At 73.2% G+C, this 16,124-nt stretch carries 12 protein-coding genes and 1 tRNA gene; 2 read left to right on the top strand and 11 right to left on the bottom strand.

Annotation, left to right across the window (positions count from 1 at the left end):
• Nucleotides 1–53: 53 nt before the first annotated feature.
• The 4 genes from V1260_RS13250 to V1260_RS13235 form a co-directional block, all read right to left on the bottom strand.
• On the bottom strand, nt 54–1,412 hold the full coding sequence (locus V1260_RS13250) for a WXG100 family type VII secretion target (protein WP_329747297.1): 1,359 nt from the start codon (nt 1,410–1,412) through the stop codon (nt 54–56).
• A 119-nt stretch (nt 1,413–1,531) separates the two neighbouring features.
• The gene (gene selB / locus V1260_RS13245; protein ID WP_329747295.1) at nt 1,532–3,403 is read right to left on the bottom strand and encodes a selenocysteine-specific translation elongation factor; all 1,872 of its coding nucleotides are present in this window, start codon (nt 3,401–3,403) and stop codon (nt 1,532–1,534) included.
• Nucleotides 3,400–4,806 (bottom strand): L-seryl-tRNA(Sec) selenium transferase, encoded by a 1,407-nt coding sequence (gene selA / locus V1260_RS13240; protein ID WP_329747294.1) that lies wholly within the window; start codon nt 4,804–4,806, stop codon nt 3,400–3,402. Before selA ends, selB begins: the two co-directional genes overlap by 4 nt.
• Nucleotides 4,807–4,867: 61 nt before the next feature.
• Nucleotides 4,868–4,962 (bottom strand) — tRNA-Sec (locus V1260_RS13235).
• Nucleotides 4,963–5,101: 139 nt separating this feature from the next.
• Here V1260_RS13235 and selD point away from each other — a divergent pair.
• Complete coding sequence (gene selD / locus V1260_RS13230; RefSeq protein ID WP_442878161.1) at nt 5,102–6,097, top strand: selenide, water dikinase SelD; 996 nt, start codon at nt 5,102–5,104, stop codon at nt 6,095–6,097.
• 19 nt (nt 6,098–6,116) lie between these two features.
• On the opposite strand, the gene nrfD is transcribed toward selD, so the two are convergent.
• The 7 genes from nrfD to V1260_RS13195 form a co-directional block, all read right to left on the bottom strand.
• Nucleotides 6,117–7,232 carry an NrfD/PsrC family molybdoenzyme membrane anchor subunit gene (gene nrfD, locus V1260_RS13225; protein ID WP_329747292.1) on the bottom strand — a complete coding sequence of 372 codons (1,116 nt, stop codon included), beginning with the start codon at nt 7,230–7,232 and terminating at the stop codon, nt 6,117–6,119.
• Nucleotides 7,229–8,230, bottom strand: coding sequence for a 4Fe-4S dicluster domain-containing protein (locus tag V1260_RS13220; RefSeq protein ID WP_329747291.1), 1,002 nt, complete (start codon nt 8,228–8,230; stop codon nt 7,229–7,231). The genes nrfD and V1260_RS13220 overlap by 4 nt, the downstream gene beginning before the upstream one ends.
• Nucleotides 8,227–11,523, bottom strand: a complete 3,297-nt coding sequence (gene fdnG / locus V1260_RS13215; protein ID WP_329747290.1) for a formate dehydrogenase-N subunit alpha — start codon at nt 11,521–11,523, stop codon at nt 8,227–8,229. Before fdnG ends, V1260_RS13220 begins: the two co-directional genes overlap by 4 nt.
• Nucleotides 11,524–11,585: 62 nt before the next feature.
• Entirely contained in the window at nt 11,586–11,960 is a 375-nt protein-coding gene (locus tag V1260_RS13210; RefSeq protein ID WP_329747289.1) for a chorismate mutase, read from the bottom strand.
• On the bottom strand, nt 11,960–13,297 hold the full coding sequence (gene clpX, locus V1260_RS13205) for an ATP-dependent Clp protease ATP-binding subunit ClpX (protein ID WP_329747288.1): 1,338 nt from the start codon (nt 13,295–13,297) through the stop codon (nt 11,960–11,962). The genes V1260_RS13210 and clpX overlap by 1 nt, the downstream gene beginning before the upstream one ends.
• Nucleotides 13,298–13,475: 178 nt before the next feature.
• Entirely contained in the window at nt 13,476–14,102 is a 627-nt protein-coding gene (locus V1260_RS13200; protein WP_329747320.1) for an ATP-dependent Clp protease proteolytic subunit, read from the bottom strand.
• A gap of 130 nt (nt 14,103–14,232) precedes the next feature.
• Nucleotides 14,233–14,865 (bottom strand): ATP-dependent Clp protease proteolytic subunit, encoded by a 633-nt coding sequence (locus tag V1260_RS13195; RefSeq protein WP_329747287.1) that lies wholly within the window; start codon nt 14,863–14,865, stop codon nt 14,233–14,235.
• Between the two features lie 376 nt (nt 14,866–15,241).
• Here V1260_RS13195 and V1260_RS13190 point away from each other — a divergent pair, with 376 nt between their 5' ends.
• Nucleotides 15,242–16,051 carry a C40 family peptidase gene (locus V1260_RS13190; RefSeq protein ID WP_329747286.1) on the top strand — a complete coding sequence of 270 codons (810 nt, stop codon included), beginning with the start codon at nt 15,242–15,244 and terminating at the stop codon, nt 16,049–16,051.
• The last annotated feature ends 73 nt before the right edge of the window (nt 16,052–16,124 follow it).

Below are 16,124 nucleotides of genomic sequence, written 5' to 3'. Positions count from 1 at the left end.
CCCGGCCGACGAGCCGCTCCGCCCCGGGGCCTCGCCCCCGAGGGCGAGGGTCATCAGTCGAACGGGTTCAGGGAGCTGACGGTGCTGCTGACCGCACTGCTCGCGCTGTCCCAGGCACCGGAGGCATCCGAGATGGCGTCGTCGATGTCGTAGTCGCTGGGGGTGAAGGTGTTGACGATCTGATTGGGGTGGATGGCGAGGCTCGTACTGCCGCCCAGCCCGAGCTCGACCGCGAGCTGCCCGCCGACGTTCACCGAGATCTCGTCGGTCGAGACGGTCGCGCCGGCGGAGGCTCCGGCTCCGGCCCCGGCCTTCTCGCTGATCGACGTCGAGGAGGAGAACCATCCGCCCGGACTGGTGCTCTCGTAGGTCTGAGTGACCTGGCCGCCGGCGAAGGCGTTCGCGCCGCCGCCGATCGTGAACCCGTTGGCCTGGCCGTCCTCGTTCCGGGTGACGTGGGCGTAGCTGTAGGCGTTCGCGTTGGCGCCGACGTAGGCGTCGGTGGTGATGGTGCTGGAGGACCCGAAGGGCCCGTCGAGCGTCGCGCTCTGCGAGGCGTACAGGCCCGAGCCCGCCTTCGCGCCGTACGAGTAGCCGTCGGGCCCGACGGTGCCGCCGGCCTCGACGTACGCCTCCGCCCCGACCCGGTGGCTGGTGGTGAGCCCCGTTCCGAAGGGTCCGTTCAGCTGGGTCTCGACCCCCGCCTCGAGGTTCCCACGGGCGCCGATGGTCGCAGTGGTGTTGCCGTACGGGTCGGTGGTGACGTTGGTGCCCGCGCTGTAGTTCGCCCCTGCGTGCACGTCCACGTAGCCGGCGTCGTTGCTGATCTCCTGACCGGGCAGGAGCTCCGGGTTCCAGGTGAAGTCGTCCCCGATGGGGCGCTGCTCCCCGAAGGTGGTGCCCCGGGTCGAATAGCCCTGGTCGCCGTAGAAGAACGGCGGGGCCGGGGGACCCGACGGCGTCGGCAGGGGGAAGGGCGGGAAGGACGGGAAGGGCCCACCGGACCCGAACGGCCCACCGGGCCCGAAGGGACCACCCGGACCGAAGGGCCCACCGGGGCCGAGGGGACCGAAGGGGCCGGGGAGCGGGAAGGGGAAGGGCAGCGGCAGCCCGAAGGGGCCGTGTCCTGGTCCTGCCCCACGGCCGTTCTCGGAGGCGCTGTCCTGCTCCTCGGCGTGCTCGCGCAACTGGTCGGCGCGCGCCTGCAGCTCCTCGGCCCGCGCGGAGATCCCCGCCCGCACCTGGGAGGTCCACCGCTCCCGGAAGGCGTCGGCGTCGGGCCCGTTCCAGTCGACCGAGGCGATCAGTGCCGAGGTGGTGCCGAGGAGGTCATGCAGCGTGCCCGCCTCGCGCCGGCAGGCCTCCGCCTGCGTGCGCAGCTGCTCGGTGTCCGCTCCGAGGAACCCGCTCATCTCGTCCCCTCCCCTGACCCGCCCCGTCGGCGGATGCTCGTCCCTGATCTGAGAAGGAGCCTAGGGCGGATGCCCGGCACCGCCCATGGGGAGCACTCCCCATTTCGGGCGACGGGCGGTCAGCGCACGATCTCGCGGCGGCCGGCGTCGACGCGCCTCGTCCAGCCGCGGCGATCGAGATGCTCGAGCAGCGGGATCGCGACCCGGCGGGTGGTGCCGAGCGCCTGCCGCGCGGTCGAGGCGGTGAAGGGCTGCTCCAGCCGGGCGAGCTCGCGCATGGCGAGGGCCGCCGCGGCCGGCAACAGCACCACCTCGCCCGGCAGGCGCAGGATCCGCTCCTGCCGGGCCGCGGCGGCGAGCTGCTCCGGTCCGAGACCCAGGGCGGCGAGTTCCTCCGCCTCGGGAGCGGCGAAGGGAGTTGCGCGCATCCGCTCCTCGAGCCGGGTGATCGCCGCCTCGGCCTGACCGAGCCCTCCCGCACGCACCGGATCGACGAGCCGGCCGTCCCGCTCGACGAGGCTCGCGGCGCGCAGCAGGCTCGGGAGCAGCGCGGGGCCGAGCGCGGCGGGCAGCGGCGGGGTGGCGGGCCCTGCGGTGCCGGCCCGCGTACCGGTCCGGGCATCGTCCCGGCGGGCGGCGAGCGCGTCGAGGGCGGCCTTGAGCGGCAGCCCGGCCGAGAGCGGACGGGCCGTGTGCTCGGCGTCGACCAGCTCGGCGAGACGCCGCGACCAGGCCACCTGCGCCTCGCGGTCCACCAGCAGATCTCCTGCGCGCGCGATCCCCTCGGGCAGCGGGTCCGGGAGGCGGACCCCCTGCCGGACGAGCCGCCCGGACGGCACCGCCCCGTGGCGGAGGATGATCCCGGCGGCATCCCCGTCGGCCCCGATCCCCGCGAGCGCAGCGGCCCGACGGGCGGCGTCCCCACGACGGGTCAGCACGGGCGGGTCGACGTCGAGCACCAGAGCGCCGCCGAGCAGCGGGTGCTCGCCGCTGCCGCGCAGCACGATCCGGTCGCCGCAGCGCAGCGGCAGCGGCCGGTCGAGGGTGAGGCGGGCGTGGGGACCGCCGAGGGGGCGCAGACGCACCGGCACCGCGGCGGTGCCCGCATGGGCGACGAGCTCCGCGGGCGCCGCGCCGAGGTCGTCCAGCGCGCCGCGGACGTCGACCCGGGCGTCGACGACACCGATCAGATCCCAGGCCCCGGGGGTGAGCAGGGCGTCGCCACGGTGGATCGAGCCGGCCTCGGCACCGCGCAGGTTCACGGCAGTGCGCCGCACGGGTCCGAGCTGCTCGGCGTCCTCGCCGCCGGACTGCAGGGCGCGCACGGTGGTGCGTCGCGCCTGGCCCGCGCCGACCAGGTCCAGCTCGTCGCCGACCCGCAGGGTGCCCGCGCCGAGGGTGCCGGTGACCACGGTGCCCGCGCCGGGGAGCGAGAAGGAGCGGTCGACCCACAGGCGCACGTCGGCGGTCTCGTCGGGGGTCCGCGCTCCGGCGACGACCTCGTCGAGCACCTCGCGCAGGGTCTCCATCCCCTCCCCCGTGCGGGCGGAGACCGCGACCGCGGGGACGTCCGCGAGGCCGGTGCCCGCGAGCTCCTCGCGGGCGCGGGCGGTGACCTCGAGGGTCCGGTCCGGGGCGAGGTCGGTGCGGGTGATCACGAGCAGGCCCTGGTCGAGGCCGAGGGCGGCGATCGCGTCGCGGTGGTCGGAGGACTGAGCGCTCCAGCCGCCGTCGGCGGCCACGACGAAGCAGACCAGCGGGGCGGGGCCGAGGCCCGTGAGCATCGTGGCGAGGAAGCGCTCGTGCCCGGGGACGTCCACGAACGCGATCTCCCGCCCGGAGGGGAGTGTGGTCCCGGCGAAGCCGAGTTCGATCGTGAGTCCGCGCCGCCGCTCCTCCGCGAGGCGGTCCGGTTCGATGCCGGTCAGGGCGCGGACCAGGGTGGACTTGCCGTGATCGACGTGGCCGGCGGTCGCGATCACCTGGCTCATGGGGCGGGGGTCTCCGCCGCGAGGCGGGCGCGGGCGGCGAGCACGGCCCGCTCGACCGCGCCGTCCTCGGCCTTGGGCACGCAGCGCATGTCGAGCAGGCAGGCGCCGTCGCGGACGGTGCCGACCACGGCCGGATCGCCGGTGCGCAGCGGGGCGGCGAGCTCCTCCTCGAGCGCGACCGCCCAGCCGGGCAGGGGCACCCCGACCCCTCCCCCGCCGCCGACGCGCCCGTCGTGCGCCCGCAGCTCCCCGCCGAGCCGGGCGGCGAGGCGCGCGCTGCGCTCCCGGAGCGCCTGCGGATCGGCGCGCAGGGCGGCGAGCACCGGCGGGACGGGCCCGCGGAGGGTCGCCTCGAGCGCGGCGAGGGCGAGCTTGTCGGCGCGGACGGCGCGGGCGAGGGGGTGACGGGCGAGGCGCGCGATGATCTCCGCCCGCCCCAGCAGAATCCCCGCCTGCGGCCCGCCGAGGAGCTTGTCCCCGCTGGCCAGCACCAGGTCGGCGCCGGCCTCGAGGGCGCCGGCGGCATCGGGCTCGGCGGGCAGGGCCGGTTCGGGGCGCAGCAGGCCGGACCCGAGATCGGCGATCAGCGGCAGGTCGTGCTGGTGGGCGATCGCGGCGAGCTCCGCGATGCCGACGCCGCTCGTGAATCCCTCGAGGCGGAAGTTGCTCGGGTGCACGGTGAGGATCGCGCCCACGCCGGGGCTCCCCTCCGCACCGCCGTCCGCTCCCGTCGGTCCCGCAGCGCAGGCTGCCCGGAAGTCCTCGGCGTGGGTACGGTTGGTGCTGCCCACCTCGCGGATGCGCACCCCGGTGGAGGCGACGAGATCGGCGAGGCGGAAACCGGCGCCGATCTCGACGAGCTCCCCGCGGCTCCACAGCACCTCGCGCCCGCCGGCGAGCGCGGTCGTCGCGAGCATCAGGGCGGCCGCCGCGTTGTTCACGACCAGCGCGTCCTCGGCGGCGGGGCAGGCGGCGAGGAGCGCCGCGCGGGCGGCGGCGCCGCGCCGCGAGCGCATCCCGGTTGCCAGGTCGAGCTCGACGTCGGTGTACCCCGCGACGTCCTGGAGGGCCTGCCTCGCGGCGTCCGAGAACGGGGCCCGGCCGAGGTTCGTGTGCACGAGCACTCCGGTGGCGTTCAGGACGGGGCGCAGCGATCCGGCGGAGCGGGGGGCGAGCGCGGCGAGCACCGCGTCGCGGACGCCCTCGGGGGCGATCTCGCCGCGTCGGGCGCGGTCCTGCGCCCCCTGGACCGTGCGCCGCAGCACGGCCGCGCCGAGGCTCGCCCCGGCCGCGGCGATCTCGGGATCGGCGAGCAGATGGTCGGTGCGGGGGATCCGGCGGCGCGGGTCCTCGCCGATGCCGGCCCCGGGGCCGACGCCGGCGCTCGACGATGATGCGCGCACGGGACCTCCTCGTCGCGCTGCTCGCGCGGGCGGGGCCGACGGACGTCGACCGCGGACGGTGTGGCGGAGGCGGACGGGAATCGAACCCGCCGGACCGAGATGCTCGGTCCCACCAGTTTTGAAGACTGGGGCGACCACCAGGTCGCAGACGCCTCCATCGCCCACGCTATCACCGCCTCACCTGCCGCTTCACGGGGACGGCTAGGCTCGGGGCATGGTTGCCGACGACCTCCCCCCGACCGCTCCCGACACCGCTCCGACAGCGATCGGCGCACCTGCTCCTGTGGTCCCCGCGCTGCCGGGTCCCCGGATCCGCCTGACCACCATGGCGCACGGCGGCGGCTGCGCCTCGAAGCTCCCGCCGGGCGAGCTCGAGGACGTCGTCCTGGGACTGACCGGGCAGCGGTACGACCAGGTGATCGTGGGGCTCGACGACGGCGACGACGCCGCCGCGGTGCGGATCGGCGGACCGGACGGGGAGACCGCCGTGCTCTCCACCGCGGACTTCTTCACCCCCGTCGTCGACGACCCCTACGACTGGGGGCGGATCGCGGCCGCGAACGCGCTCAGCGACATCTACGCGATGGGGGGTGAGCCCGTGGTCGCGATCAACCTCGTCGGGTGGCCCCGCGGCGTGCTGCCCTATGAGCTGCTGCAGGAGGTGCTCGCGGGCGGTCTCGCGATCGCGCAGCAGGCCGGGGTCCCGGTCATCGGCGGCCACTCGGTGGACGATCCCGAGCCGAAGTACGGCATGGCCGTGACCGGCACCGCTCCGGCGAATCGCCTGCTGCGCAACGACGCCGCGGAGCCGGGCCTGCCGCTCACCCTGACCAAACCGCTCGGGGTGGGCCTGCTGAACAACCGCATGAAGACCACCGGCGAGGTCTCCGCCGCGGCGATCGAGGTGATGACCACGCTGAACCGCGAAGCGTCCCGGGCGGCGCTGGCCGCCGGAGCCCGCGCGGCGACGGACGTGACGGGATTCGGGCTGCTCGGGCACCTGGCGAAGATGGCCCGGGCCTCCGGGGTCGGCGCCGTGATCGAGCGGGGCGCGGTGCCGCTCGTCGACGGGGCGGCGGAGGCGCTGCGGGACGGCTTCGTCTCCGGCGGGACGCGGCGGAACCTCGACTGGGTGCGGCCTGCGGTCGAGGCGGGTCTCGGGATCACCGAGGACGATCTGCTGCTGCTCGCCGATGCGCAGACCTCGGGCGGGCTGCTCGTGGTCGGCGAGGTGCCCGGATACCCGGTGATCGGCGAGACGGTCGCGGGCTCCGGGATCCGGGTGCGCTGACCGAGCTCCCGCCGCCCGCTCAGCCGGCGGTGGTGATCGAGTCGTCGGTGATGCCGGCGGCGCGGCGGGCCGCCAGGCGCGCCTTCTGCGGCTCGATCACGCGACGCGGGTCCTTCACGGACTCGAGGCCGGCGTGCAGCACGCCGAAGCGGGTCAGCGCCGAGGCGGTGAGCAGCGCGGCGCCGCTCGCGACCGAGAGCGCGCGGCTGCGCCGCCCCAGCAGCGCCCCGATCCCGCCGACGACGGCGAGGCGCTCCGCCCAGACGAGCAGCTGCCCCGGGGCGCCGGTCTCGAGCGGCTGCCGCTCGAGCGGGTGCATCGACTCCTTCATCCGGTGCATGCTCACCACGTCCCCTGCGACCCCGGCGACCGCGAGCAGCCGCGCCGGTCCGGCCTCCTCCACCGGGGTGGTGACCATCGCGGCACCGCCGGCGGCGAGGCTCGCGGAGGAGGCGAAGAGGGCCGGGAGGTGGCCGCGGCCGGCTTCCCAGGTGGGGACGACGGTGTTGCCGAGCAGCGCCCCGGTGTACGAGGCCAGCAGCGGGGCGAGGACCGCCTGGCCGACGGAGGCCGGGCCCTCGGCGGCATGCAGCAGCGGGCGCAGAGGTCCGAGCGGCAGCCTCTCCCCCGCCAGGCGGTCGACCTCGAGCGCGCCGAGCACTCCGGAGAGCGAGCCGAAGCCGCCCACCACCCAGGTCCCCAGGCTCATCGGGCTCGTGACCTTCACGGTCCGCATCATGTTCAGGAAGCGCTCCGGACGGCCGAGGTCCTCGATGAGCGCGACGGTGCCGAGCCCGATCGTACCCAGCGCCGTGAGCCGTGCCGTGCGGCGCAGCGTCGGCCTGCCCGTGGTCTGCGCGCCGAAGGCCAGCAGGGCGGAGCCGCCCGAGACCCCGCCGAGGAACAGGTACGCGGCGATCGGGGCCTTCCACGGCGGGGCCTTGACGACGGGCCGGCCATAGTAGGAGTCGTACTCGCCGGACCGCTCGATCTCGACGTCCTCGACGACGGCACCCTCGCGGGACCCGTCGCCCATCCCGACCTCGCCGAGGCCGCGGCGACGGCGGCGTCTCCCGCCGCCGCGGCGTCGGGGCTGCTCCGGCGGTCGGTCGGCGTCGAAGGCGGTGATGCTCATCGGCGCGCTCCCAGGAAGGACAGCGCGACGGCCGCGACCATGCCCGCGGCCGCGAGGCCGGTTCGGGCGTAGGTGCGGGCCAGGGACTTCGTGGGCACCTGCGGGTCCGGCGGGAGGCCGTAGACCTCGGGCTCGTCCAGCAGCAGGAACACCGAGCCGGTGCCGCCGACGCCGTCCCGCGGGTTCGCGCCGTACAGCCGTGCCTCGGTCATGCCCCGCTCGTGCAGGTCGGCGACGCGCCGCCGGGCCTCGGCGGTGAGATCCGGGTGCTCGCCGAAGGTGATGGACTGCGTGGGGCAGGTCGCGGAGCAGGCGGGCTGCTCGCCGTCGACGAGCCGGTCGTAGCACAGCGTGCACTTGCTCGCGGTGTTGCGGCGCGGGTCCTCCTCCTCGCGCACGGCGAAGGGCGAGACGGTGCCGTCGTCGCGGCGCTCGATCACCCCGAAGGGGCAGGCGCTGACGCAGGTGCCGCAGCCGTTGCACACGTCCTGCTGGACCACCACGGAGCCGAACTCGGAGCGGAAGATCGCGCCGGTCGGGCACACGTCGAGGCATCCGGCGTTGGTGCAGTGCTTGCACACGTCCGAAGACATCAGCCAGCGGAACTCAGGGGTGTCCGGCGGGGTGCGGTCCGCCTGCGCGATGTCCCCGGCGGGCATGGCGCCGCGCGGTCCGGCGCTCCTCGGCCCGATCCCCGGCATGCCGAGGCTGACCAGCTTCCGCCCGGACTCGCGCGCCTCCTCGATCCGCTCCCGGCCCTGCTCGACGAAGGCCACGTGGCGCCAGGTGTTCGCGCCGAGCTCGCCGGTGTTGTCGTAGCTGGAGCCGAGGATCTCGAGGTTCCCGTCGATCGGGTTGCGGTTCCACTCCTTGCAGGCCACCTCGCAGGCCTTGCAGCCGATGCAGATCGAGGTGTCGGTGAAGAACCCCCGGCGCTCGTGATCGTGGCCCCAGCCGGCCTCCGCCGCGGGTCCCTCGGGTCCGGCGAGCAGGCTCATCGGTTCCTCATCTCCTTCATCGTCGGCTCCCCCGTGGGGACGGCGGTCGCCTCCTCGGGACCGCGCACCTGATGCGCCGTCCCCTCGACGACCGGTCCCGCGCCCGGCGCCCCCTCGGCTCCGTCGACCTGCGGGTGCAGCGCGGGGACCAGCCCGGCCCGCCGACGGTACTCCCGGACCAGCTCGGCCCGGCCGGCGCCGCGCGGCCGCCGCCCGGGGAGGATCGTGCAGGCGTTGTTCTTGCTGTTCTGGATCTGGGTGTTGGCGTCGAGGTTCATGCCGATCAGGTCGTTCGCCCCGTCCCCGGTCACGATCGCCTCGCTGCCCTGCCCCCAGTGGAAGGGCAGGCCGATCTGATGGACGGTCCGCTCCCCCACTCGCAGCGGCGTCATCCGCTCGGTGACCAGCACCTTCGCCTCGATGGCGTTGCGCGCCGAGATGATGGTCGCCCAGCCGTAGGGCTCGAGTCCGAGCTCCTCGGCGAGTTCCGGGGAGACCTCGCAGTACATCTCGGGCTGGAGCTCGGCGAGATAGGGAAGGAAGCGGCTCATGCCGCCCGCGGTGTGGTGCTCGGTGATCCGGTAGGTGGTGAACACGTACGGGTAGACCTCGCCGCTCGCCCCCATCGCGCCCGCCGAGCTGAGGTTGTCCTCGTCGCGGAAGGTGACGCGCGTGGGGTTGGACTGCTGCGCGTACAACGGATTGCGGATCATCGACTCGGGCGACTCGTAGTGCGTGGGCATCGGCCCGTCGACCATCCCGGTCGGGGCGAAGAGCCAGCCCTTCCCGTCGGACTGCATGATGAAGGCGTCGGTTCCCGCGAGGGCCGCGGCGCCGCCCTTGCTCGGATCCCCGGGATCGTCCGGCCGCTTGGTCGGCGGGAAGTCGGGGACGTCCTTGCCGGTCCACGTCCCGGCCTCCTCGTCCCACCAGACCCACTTCTTCCGCTCGCTCCAGGGCCGGCCGGCCGGATCGGCGGAGGCGCGGTTGTAGAGGATCCGACGGTTCGCGGGCCAGGCCCAGCCCCAGTCTGCCGCGGTCTCGTCCTGATCCTGTCCCGGGGTGCGCCGGCGTGCCCGGTTGACCCCGCCCGCCTGCACGCCGGCGTAGATCCAGCAGCCGCCCATGGTCGAACCGTCGGCCGCCATCTCCCCGAAGGAGGCGAGCGGCTGACCGGCGTTCTCCCCGGTCAGGTGGCGGCCGTTGATCTCGGCGAGGACCGCCTCGGCATCGGGCTCGCCGTGCTCGTCGACGGGATAGTCCCAGGTCAGATCCAGAATCGGTCGATCGCGCGGATCGGTCGAGTCGCGGAGCTTCTCGCGGATACGGCAGCCCAGGTCATACATGAACTCGAGGTCGCTGCGCGCATCACCGGGCGGGTCCACGGCCTTGTCGCGCCACTGCACAAGGCGCTGGGTCTGCGTGAAGGAGCCGGCCTTCTCGGTGTGGTTCGCGGCCGGGAGGAAGAACATCTCGGTGCCGATCTGCTCCGGGGACAGCTCCCCCGACTCGATCTCCGGCCCGTCCTTCCAGAAGGTCGCGGACTCGATCATGTAGAAGTCCCGCACCACCATCCATTTGAGGTGGGTGAGCCCGAGGCGCTGCAGGCGGCCGTTGGCCGAGCCGACGGCGGGGTTCTGGCCGAAGAGGAAGTATCCGTCGACCCCGCCCTCGAGCATCCGCATCACCGTCTGGTACGTGCCGTGGGCGCCGGTGAGCCGGGGCAGGTGGTGGAAGCCCCAGTCGTTCTCCGCGGTGGCGTGCTCCCCCCACCAGGCCTTCAGCAGGTTCACGGCGTAGACGTCCGCGTTCGCCCAGAAGCCCTTCTGTTCCTTCCTCCCCACGGAGCGGACGTACTCGGCGAAGTCGTCCTGGCCGGCCTTCGGCATCGGCAGGTACCCGGGGAGGATGTGGTAGAGCGTCGGGATGTCGGTGGAGCCCTGGATGGTGGCGTGGCCGCGCAGGGCCATGATCCCGCCGCCCGGACGGCCCATGTTCCCCATCAGCAGCTGCAGGATCGCGGAGGTGCGGATCATCTGCGCACCGCCCTGGTGCTGGGTCCAGCCGAGGGCGTACGCGAACATCGTCGTCTTCTCGCGACCCGAGTTCTCCACGATCGAGCGCGCCAGGAACTCGAAGTCCTCCGGGGAGATGCCGCAGGTGTCCTGCACCATCTGCGGCGTGTAGCGCGCGTAGTGGCGCTTCAGGATCTGGAAGACGGTGCGCGGGTGCTGGAGGGTCTCGTCGCGCTCGGGGAGACCGCGGGCGATGCGGTCCGGATCCCCGGCGTACGCCCAGGTGGAGTCGTCATAGGTGCCGGTCTCCGGGTCGTAGCCGGAGAACAGACCGTCGAGGTCCTCGGGATCGCCGTACTCCTCGGAGATCAGCGTCGAGGCGTTGGTGTAGGCCCGCACGTACTCGTCGAAGAACAGCTCGTTCTCGAGCACGTGCCGGATCACGCCGCCGAGCAGCACGATGTCGGTGCCGCTGCGGATCGGGATGTGCCTGTCCGCGTTCGCCGAGGTGCGGGTGAAGCGCGGATCGATGTGGATCACGCGCGCGCCACGCTTCTTCGCCTCGATCACCCACTGGAAGGCGACGGGGTGGGCCTCGGCCATGTTCGAGCCCTCGATGACGATCAGGTCAGCGTTGGCGAAGTCCTGCACCGTGTTCGTGGCTCCGCCACGACCGAACGAGGCTCCCAGACTGGGAACCGTGGCGGAGTGTCATATGCGGGCCTGGTTCTCCATCTGGATGGCGCCCGCGGCGGTGAAGAACTTCTTGATCAGATAGTTCTCCTCGTTGTCGATGGTCGCGCCGCCCAGGCTCGCGATCCCCATCGTGCGCCGCAGTGGGTGGCCCTTCGCGTCGACGTCCTCCCAGTGCTTCCGGCGCGCCTCGAGGAAGCGGTCCGCGATGATGTCCATCGCGGTGTCGAGGTCGAGCTCTTCCCACTCGGTCCCGTACGGCCGGCGGTAGCGGACCGTGGTCTGGCGGAGGGAGGAGTTGGCGAGCTGCTCGCTCGCGGCCCCCTTGGGGCAGAGCCGACCGCGGGAGATCGGGGAGTCCGGGTTGCCTTCGATGCTGAGGACGCGTCCGTCCTGGTGGTGGACGCGCTGGCTGCAGCCGACGGCGCAGTAGGGGCAGACGCTGTCGACGACGCCGTCCGCGGCGGCGGTGCGCGGCGCGATGCTGCGGGTCCGCGCGGAGGTGACGGCGGTGCCACGACCGGTCGGATCCGCTCCGCGAAGCTGCCGGATCACCGGCCAGTCGAGGAACGTGATGCGAGCCATGGCGCCGACCCTACCAGCGCGCACGCCGCGCGGCGGGAACTCCTGGCAGGTTCCCCTGCTGGTCAGGAGGCAGCGGGGTCCGACGGGCCGGGCTGCTCCGGGGAGGAGGGGTGCTCCTCTCGCAACCGCTCGTGGTGGCGGATCACCTCGGTGACGATGAAGCGCAGGAAGGCCTCGGCGAAGACGGGGTCCAGGCCCGCCTCGTCGGCGAGGGAGCGCAGACGCTGGATCTGCTGCTGCTCGCGGTCCGGATCCGCCGGGGGCAGGCCGTGAGCCGCCTTGAGCACCCCCACCCGCTGGGTGTGGGCGAAGCGCTCGGCGAGAAGGTGCACGAGGGCGGCGTCGATGTTGTCGATGCTGCGGCGCTCCCCGAGGAGCAGCTCGCGGGCGCGCTCGACGTCGTCGGGCACGAGCGGGGCGGGACGGTCTGCGCTCATCAGGCCGAGCGATCCTGGCGCTCGCGGTCGGCGCGCTCGCCGTCCGTCGCGGTGACCATGAGAGGCGCGCGCCCCTCGGTGACCACCCCGGCGGTGATCACGACCTTCGCGACGTCGTCCCGGGAGGGCACCTCGAACATGACCGGCTGCAGCGCCTCCTCGAGGATCGCGCGCAGACCGCGCGCCCCGGTCTCGCGGGCGATCGCCCTGTCCGCGATGGCCTCGAGCGCCGACTGCTCGAAGTCGAGCTCGACACCGTCCAGCGCGAACATCTTCTGGTACTGCTTCACCAGGGCATTGCGCGGCTCGGTCAGGATCGAGATGAGGGCCGGCCGGTCCAGGTTCGTCACGCTCGTGATCACCGGCAGGCGGCCGATGAACTCGGGGATGAGCCCGAACTTCAGCAGGTCCTCGGGCAGCAGCTTGGAGTAGATCTGCTCCTGCTCGAGAGGGGTGTGCAGCTCCGCGCCGAAGCCGATGCCGCGCTTGCCGATCCGCGAGCCGATGATGTCCTCGATGCCGGCGAAGGCGCCCGCGACGATGAACAGCACGTTCGTGGTGTCGATCTGGATGAACTCCTGGTGGGGGTGCTTGCGCCCGCCCTGCGGGGGCACCGCGGCGACCGTCCCCTCGAGGATCTTCAGCAGCGCCTGCTGCACGCCCTCGCCCGAGACGTCGCGGGTGATCGAGGGGTTCTCGGCCTTGCGCCCGATCTTGTCGACCTCGTCGATGTAGATGATGCCGCGCTCGGCCTTCTTGACGTCGTAGTCCGCGGCCTGCAGCAGCTTCAGCAGGATGTTCTCGACGTCCTCGCCGACATAGCCCGCCTCGGTCAGCGCGGTCGCGTCCGCCATGGCGAAGGGGACGTCGAGCATGCGCGCGAGGGTCTGGGCGAGATAGGTCTTGCCGCAGCCGGTGGGCCCGACGAGCATCACGTTGGACTTCGCGACCTCGACCGGGTCCTCATGGCTCCCGGCCTCCTCGGCCAGGGCCGCCGCCGCGGTCTTGCCGCCGTGCGCACCGGCCTCGGCGTCCTGGGCGCGCAGACGCTTGTAGTGGTTGTAGACGGCGACCGAGAGCGCGCGCTTGGCGGGCTCCTGGCCCACCACGTACTCCTCGAGGAAGTCGAAGATCTCGCGGGGGGCGGGCAGCGGCGCCTGCTCCTCGGCGGCGGGCTGCGCCGCCTGGATCTCCTCCGCGATGATCTCGTTGCACAGCTCGATGCACTCTTCGCAGATGAACACCCCGGGACCCGAGATCAGGCGCTCCACCTGCTTCTGCGACTTGCCGCAGAAGGAGCACTTGAAGACGTCCGTCCCCTCGCTCGTGCGGGCCATCTGCGTGTCCTCTCGTCAGGTGGTCGGGGGTCTGCCGGACCGATGCCCGGCAGGGCGGTCCTCGCGGTGGAGGACCTCGTCCACGGTACCGTGCGGGGCCCCGCGGATGCGGGAGGCCGCGCCCGGGGACGGAGGCGTGCCGGACGGGGCGGGGGCCAGGGCCCCCGCCCCGTCGAACTCAGCGCGCGACCTGGGCGCGGGGCTCCTTGCGGGAGGTCAGCACCTGGTCGACCAGGCCGTACTCGAGAGCGCTCTGGGCGGTGAGGATCTTGTCGCGCTCGATGTCCTTGCTCACCTGCTCGGCGGTGCGGCCGGAGTGGTGGGCGAGGGTCTGCTCGAGCCACTCGCGCATGCGCATGATCTCGTTGGCCTGGATCTCCAGGTCGGAGGCCTGGCCGCCGCCCTGACCGCCCATGGCGGGCTGGTGGATGAGGATGCGGGCGTTCGGGAGCGCGAGGCGCTTGCCCGGGGAGCCCGCGGCCAGCAGCACGGCGGCGGCGGAAGCCGCCTGGCCCAGGCACACGGTGGTGATGTCGGGCTTGATGTACTGCATCGTGTCGTAGATCGCGGTCAGCGCGGTGAAGGAGCCGCCGGGGCTGTTGATGTACAGCGTGATGTCGCGGTCCGGGTCCTGGGACTCGAGCACGAGCAGCTGCGCCATCACGTCGTCGGCGGAGGCATCGTCCACCTGCACCCCGAGGAAGATGATGCGGTCCTCGAAGAGCTTGGTGTACGGGTCCTGGCGCTTGAAGCCGTAGGCGGTGCGCTCCTCGTACTGCGGGAGCACGTAGCGGCTGGTGGGCATCGGGGTGGTGCCCGCACCGACCTGCGCGGTCGGGACGGACGGCAGCGAGCCGTAGAAACGGGGGTCGAAGGTCACGAGGTCTCCTGGCGTGGGGTGGTGTCTGCGGGTGACGGGGCGGGCGGGAGGACGGTCAGTCGTCGGTGCCGCCGCCGCCGGTGACGTCGCCCGAGCCGCTGACGATCTTGTCGATGAAGCCGTACTCGAGGGCCTCGGCGGCCGTGAACCAGTGGTCGCGGTCGGAGTCGGCGTGGATCTGCTCGACGCTCTTGCCCGTCTGCTCGGCGATCAGCTCGGCGAGCTGCTGCTTCATGGAGAGGATGAGGTCGGCCTGGATCTTGATGTCGGTGGCGGTGCCACCGAGGCCGCCGAGCGGCTGGTGCATGAGGACCCGGGTGTGCGGGGTCGCGTAGCGCTTGCCCTTGGTCCCGGACGACAGCAGGAACTGCCCCATCGAGGCCGCCATACCCATGCCGACCGTCACCACGTCGGGCTTGACGAACTGCATGGTGTCGTAGATGGCCATGCCCGCGGTGATCGAGCCGCCGGGGCTGTTGATGTAGAGGTAGATGTCCTTGTCGGGATCCTCCGCGGCGAGCAGCAGCAGCTTCGAGCAGATCGCGTTCGCGTTCTCGTCGCGCACCTCGGAGCCGAGCCACACGATGCGCTCGCGCAGCAGGCGCTGGTAAACGTTGTCGTCGAGCCCCATGGGGGTGTCCCCCATGGCGCCGCGCGGCGCGGAGGTCCTGGTGTTCTGAGAGGTCACGGTGTCTCCTTCAGGGCGGGATGGACGATGGCTCGACTCTAGGCGGTGCGCGGGGCACCCCGGGGGGCTGTTCGCCGCAGGCGCACTGGCCGAGCACGGGGCGGGAGGACGGGTCCGACGCCGGCCGCCGCTGTGTCGGGCGGTTCGCCGGATCGTCAAGCCGACCCCCCGTCGGGTCACGTCTGGTCGACCTGACGCAAAGACCCCGTCAAGTCCCCTGCCCGGCTCCGCCAAACCCCTTCGGTCGGAGGCGCACGGGCCCCTACGGTGAATCCATCACCCACGGTGACGCACTCACCCCGACAGCGGTGGTCGCACGATCCAGCACGACATCCCCGGTCGACGTGACCGGGCCCGGAAGGAACGAACCGCACTCATGGCCAAGCACAACACCCACCGGACCCCCGGTCTCGCCCGTACCCCGATCGCCGGCGCCCGCAAGGCTGCCTACGGCGTCGGCGGCGCCGCGATCCTCGGCTCCGTCCTCGTCGGCACCGCCTTCACCGGAGGCGCCGCCCAGGCCGCCCCGGCGGCCCCCGCCGCTCCCGCGCAGTCCGCCCCCGCCGCCCAGACCGCGGCCCCCTCCGCCGCCCTCGACTCGACCGAGAAGCTCCGCTGGGGCTCGCGCGGCGACAACGTCGAGGACCTGCAGAAGGCGCTCAACGACAACGGCGCCTCCCTCGAGGTCGACGGCGTCTTCGGCAAGCGCACCCACGCGGCCGTCAAGGACTACCAGTCCGCGAACGACCTGCAGGTCGACGGCGTGGTCGGCCCCCAGACCCGGGGCGCGCTGAACGGCGGCTCCTCGGCTCCGATCGGCGGCTCGGCCTCCGCGTCCTCCTCCGAGGGCTCCTCCTCCTCGAGCAGCATCGTCGACGCGGCCCGCTCGGCCGTCGGCACCCCCTACTCCTGGGGCGGCTCCAGCCTCAGCGGCATGGACTGCTCCGGCCTGGTGAACTTCGCCTACGAGGCCGCGGGCATCGACCTGCCCCGCACCTCTGGCGCGATCGCCGACGGCGGCCGCACCATCTCGCAGTCCGAGGCGCGCCCCGGCGACCTCGTCACCTGGCCCGGCCACATCGCGATCTACGCCGGCAACGGCAAGGTCATCGACGCCTCCAGCTCGAAGCAGCGCGTCGTCGAGCGCTCGATCTGGGGCAACCCGACCTTCGTCAGCTACCGCTGATCCCCCCGGCTCCGCCGGTCACGGGGCCGAGCCCCCCCAGGGGGTTCGGGCCGTTCCTCCTCCCTAGCAGGGG

This window comes from Brachybacterium sp. J144, assembly GCF_036321705.1.
In the GTDB taxonomy this organism is placed as follows: Bacteria; Actinomycetota; Actinomycetes; order Actinomycetales; family Dermabacteraceae; genus Brachybacterium.
Note: the sequence above shows the minus strand (reverse complement) of the source record. Positions and strands in the feature narration are given on the sequence as shown.

Bases quoted from the DNA above. Each gene is read 5' to 3' on its own strand.
- selB (WP_329747295.1), bottom strand. From the start codon at position 3,403: ATGAGCCAGGTGATCGCGACCGCCGGCCACGTCGATCACGGCAAGTCC.
- V1260_RS13250 (WP_329747297.1), bottom strand. From the start codon at position 1,412: ATGAGCGGGTTCCTCGGAGCGGACACCGAGCAGCTGCGCACGCAGGCG.
- V1260_RS13220 (WP_329747291.1), bottom strand. From the start codon at position 8,230: ATGAGCCTGCTCGCCGGACCCGAGGGACCCGCGGCGGAGGCCGGCTGG.
- V1260_RS13190 (WP_329747286.1), top strand. From the start codon at position 15,242: ATGGCCAAGCACAACACCCACCGGACCCCCGGTCTCGCCCGTACCCCG.
- clpX (WP_329747288.1), bottom strand. From the start codon at position 13,297: ATGGCCCGCACGAGCGAGGGGACGGACGTCTTCAAGTGCTCCTTCTGC.
- V1260_RS13210 (WP_329747289.1), bottom strand. From the start codon at position 11,960: ATGAGCGCAGACCGTCCCGCCCCGCTCGTGCCCGACGACGTCGAGCGC.
- nrfD (WP_329747292.1), bottom strand. From the start codon at position 7,232: ATGAGCATCACCGCCTTCGACGCCGACCGACCGCCGGAGCAGCCCCGA.
- V1260_RS13200 (WP_329747320.1), bottom strand. From the start codon at position 14,102: ATGCCCACCAGCCGCTACGTGCTCCCGCAGTACGAGGAGCGCACCGCC.